This is a genomic window from Nocardia vinacea NBRC 16497 (genome assembly GCF_000308835.1).
Taxonomy (GTDB): domain Bacteria; phylum Actinomycetota; class Actinomycetes; order Mycobacteriales; family Mycobacteriaceae; genus Nocardia; species Nocardia vinacea.
The window spans coordinates 1-3,436 of sequence record NZ_BAGN01000086.1 but is presented as its reverse complement, the minus strand read 5'-3'; the positions used below and the strand labels follow the sequence as shown (position 1 = coordinate 3,436).

The following is a 3,436-nucleotide window of genomic DNA, read 5'->3' as shown; positions in this document are numbered from 1 at the left end:
AAGGATGTTCCGGCGGTGTCCTACTCTCCCACACCCTGTCGAGTGCAGTACCATCGGCGCTGGTGGCCTTAGCTTCCGGGTTCGGAATGGGACCGGGCGTTTCCCCACCGCTATAGCCGCCGTAACTCTATGAAACTATCCACAAACAGCGCGACAACAACCCCCACAACCCCGCAACAGCGGGATCGCAGACGATTGTGTCTGCTGCAGTGTCTGTGTGTTGTTTCAGATACCGCACAGTGGACGCGTAGCTTCTTCGTTGGTAAGTCCTCGGCCGATTAGTACCAGTCACCTACACCCGTTACCGGGCTTCCAGTTCTGGCCTATCAACCCCATGGTCTGTAGGGGGCCTTAACCACTCGAAGGTGGTGAGAAACCTCATCTTGGAACAGGCTTCCCGCTTAGATGCTTTCAGCGGTTATCCCTTCCGAACGTAGCTAACCAGCAGTGCCCTTGGCAGGACAACTGGCACACCAGAGGTTCGTCCGTCCCGGTCCTCTCGTACTAGGGACAGCCTTCCTCAAGTTTCTGACGCGCGCGGCGGATAGAGACCGAACTGTCTCACGACGTTCTAAACCCAGCTCGCGTGCCGCTTTAATGGGCGAACAGCCCAACCCTTGGGACCTACTCCAGCCCCAGGATGCGACGAGCCGACATCGAGGTGCCAAACCATCCCGTCGATATGGACTCTTGGGGAAGATCAGCCTGTTATCCCCGGGGTACCTTTTATCCGTTGAGCGACACCGCTTCCACTTGCCGGTGCCGGATCACTAGTCCCGACTTTCGTCCCTGCTCGAGCTGTCACTCTCACAGTCAAGCTCCCTTGTGCACTTGCACTCGACACCTGATTGCCAACCAGGCTGAGGGAACCTTTGGGCGCCTCCGTTACATTTTAGGAGGCAACCGCCCCAGTTAAACTACCCACCAGGCACTGTCCCTGAACCAGATCATGGTCCGAGGTTAGAGGTCCAATACGATCAGAGTGGTATTTCAACGACGACTCCACAAACACTGGCGTGCCCGCTTCACAGTCTCCCACCTATCCTACACAAACCGTACCGAACACCAATACCAAGCTATAGTGAAGGTCCCGGGGTCTTTTCGTCCTGCCGCGCGTAACGAGCATCTTTACTCGTAATGCAATTTCGCCGAGTCTGTGGTTGAGACAGCAGAGAAGTCGTTACGCCATTCGTGCAGGTCGGAACTTACCCGACAAGGAATTTCGCTACCTTAGGATGGTTATAGTTACCACCGCCGTTTACCGGGGCTTAAATTCTCAGCTTCGCTCCGAAAAGCTAACCGGTCCTCTTAACCTTCCGGCACCGGGCAGGCGTCAGTCCGTATACATCGTCTTACGACTTCGCACGGACCTGTGTTTTTAGTAAACAGTCGCTTCTCTCTGGTCTCTGCGACCCAACCCAGCTCCGAGAGTAAATCTCATCACCAGACCGGGTCCCCCTTCTCCCGAAGTTACGGGGGCATTTTGCCGAGTTCCTTAACCACAGTTCTCTCGATCGCCTCAGTATTCTCTACCTGACCACCTGTGTCGGTTTGGGGTACGGGCCGTGTACCAACTCACTAGAGGCTTTTCTCGGCAGCATAGGATCACTGAATTCACCTCAATCGGCTACGCATCACCTCTCAGGCACATGTTGTGCGGATTTGCCTACACAACGCCCTACAGGCTTACACCAGTACAACCACTGACTGGCCCAGCTACCTTCCTGCGTCACCCCATCGCTTGACTACTACACCCAGGGTCCCATGCAGCCCCCTCCAGCTTCCCGAAGGAAGTCTATTGGGTTTTGGATGGTTAGCACAGATGATTCGCCATTGGGCGCGGATACACGGGTACGGGAATATCAACCCGTTGTCCATCGACTACGCCTGTCGGCCTCGCCTTAGGTCCCGACTCACCCTGGGCGGATTAACCTGGCCCAGGAACCCTTGGTCATTCGGCGGACGAGTTTCTCACTCGTCTTTCGCTACTCATGCCTGCATTCTCACTCCCACAGCCTCCACAACTAGCTCACGCTGCTGCTTCCATGGCTGCAGGACGCTCCCCTACCCATCCACACCACTGCACACACTCCCGTAGAAATGTGCGGATGTATTGTGTGAATGCCGCGGCTTCGGCGGTGTACTTGAGCCCCGCTACATTGTCGGCGCAGAATCACTTGACCAGTGAGCTATTACGCACTCTTTCAAGGATGGCTGCTTCTAAGCCAACCTCCTGGTTGTCTTCGCGACTCCACATCCTTTTCCACTTAGTACACGCTTAGGGGCCTTAGCCGGCGATCTGGGCTGTTTCCCTCTCGACTACGAAGCTTATCCCCCGCAGTCTCACTGCCACGCTCTCACACACCGGCATTCGGAGTTTGGCTGATTTCGGTAAGCTTGTAGGCCCCCTAGACCATCCAGTAGCTCTACCTCCGGCGTGAAACACGTGACGCTGCACCTAAATGCATTTCGGGGAGAACCAGCTATCACGGAGTTTGATTGGCCTTTCACCCCTACCCACAGCTCATCCCCTCAGTTTTCAACCTAAGTGGGTTCGGGCCTCCACGACGTCTTACCGTCGCTTCACCCTGGCCATGGGTAGATCACTCCGCTTCGGGTCTAGAACACGCGACTCAAAACGCCCTATTCGGACTCGCTTTCGCTACGGCTACCCCACACGGGTTAACCTCGCCACATGCCACTAACTCGCAGGCTCATTCTTCAAAAGGCACGCCATCACCCACCCTAGCAAAGCTAGGCGCAGGCCCTGACGGATTGTAAGCGCACGGTTTCAGGTACTATTTCACTCCCCTCCCGGGGTACTTTTCACCTTTCCCTCACGGTACTAGTCCGCTATCGGTCACCAGGGAGTATTCAGGCTTACCGGGTGGTCCCGGCAGATTCACAGCAGATTTCACGGGCCCGCTGCTACTCGGGAAACATCCACAACAGCCGTTGAGTTTTCATTTACCGGACTATCACCGTCTATGGCAGGCCGTTCCAGACCACTTCAACTAACACAACGGTTTCTCACTGTCGCCCTGACCGGCAGATCAGAGAAGAATGCTCCCACAACCCCAAGAACACAACCCCTGCCGGGTATCACATGCTCCTGGTTTAGCCTCATCCGCTTTCGCTCGCCACTACTCACGGAATCACTATTGTTTTCTCTTCCTGTGGGTACTGAGATGTTTCACTTCCCCACGTTCCCTCCACACACCCTATATATTCAGATGCGGGTAACACGACATCACTCGTGCTGGGTTTCCCCATTCGGAAATCCTCGGATCTCAGCTCGGTTGACAGCTCCCCGAGGCTTATCGCAGCCTCCTACGTCCTTCATCGGCTCCTGGTGCCAAGGCATCCACCGTACGCTCTTAAACACTTACAAACAAAGATGCTCGCGTCCACTGTGCAGTTCTCAAACAACACACCC

2 rRNA genes are annotated in these 3,436 nt (G+C 55.4%); both read right to left on the bottom strand.

Going from position 1 to position 3,436, the window contains the following annotated elements:
• Positions 1–7: 7 nt before the first annotated feature.
• Positions 8–124: ribosomal RNA gene (rrf, locus tag ON44_RS11250) — 5S ribosomal RNA — on the bottom strand.
• A gap of 134 nt (positions 125–258) precedes the next feature.
• Positions 259–3,391, bottom strand: a 23S ribosomal RNA gene (locus tag ON44_RS11245).
• Between the last annotated feature and the right edge of the window lie 45 nt (positions 3,392–3,436).